This window comes from Photobacterium sp. GB-36, assembly GCF_003026135.1.
Taxonomy (GTDB): domain Bacteria; phylum Pseudomonadota; class Gammaproteobacteria; order Enterobacterales; family Vibrionaceae; genus Photobacterium.
Window position 1 is genome coordinate 1 of sequence record NZ_PYNY01000087.1, and the last position, 620, is coordinate 620.

Below are 620 nucleotides of genomic sequence, written 5' to 3' on the forward strand. Positions count from 1 at the left end.
GAAGCAAAATTCAGAGCCACCATTGGGTGAAGTTATACCGATCCCTACCACTGATTCTATAGCAACCACACCAAACACGGCTTCTGCCTAACGCATAATAAGCACGCCCATCTCGGCGTGCTTTTTTATGGAGGTAATATCTCATAATCAGGCCAATTATTGCCCAGTCTATTTAGCGTGTATTCTCACTCTGGGAATCGTTAACGCCGAAGAAAGATAGAAAATAACCATGAAGCATCATCCTTATAACTCACAGCATATTCCGCTGCAAGCGCCGGGGAATCAGCAAGGCTTTTGGTCTCAAATGGCCAGAAAAGGTGTACATTTTCCGTTTACTCGTAACAATTATCATGTGCCAATTAAAGAGCTGGTATCACGAAAGGCCTCTGAGCTTAAAATATTTAGTCCGACAGAGCAAAGATACAATGAGCGTCAAATATTCGAATGTAAACAAGGACAGTAAATGAAAAATATTATATCAACAGGTGTGCTATGCCTATTACTGGCTGGTTGTAGCATGATAAATAGAGAACGCGTACCTGATGAAGTTCCGAATTGGACTGTGGCTTATGCTATGCCATCATTTTATCCAGTCAGAGTCACTAAAGCATATGGTATTA

The 620-nt window shown here is 41.3% G+C and carries 1 protein-coding gene; it reads left to right on the plus strand.

Going from position 1 to position 620, the window contains the following annotated elements; genetic code table 11:
* Positions 1-229 precede the first annotated feature (229 nt).
* Positions 230-463 (plus strand): hypothetical protein, encoded by a 234-nt coding sequence (locus C9J46_RS21440; RefSeq protein WP_199190666.1) that lies wholly within the window; start codon positions 230-232, stop codon positions 461-463.
* Positions 464-620 lie beyond the last annotated feature (157 nt).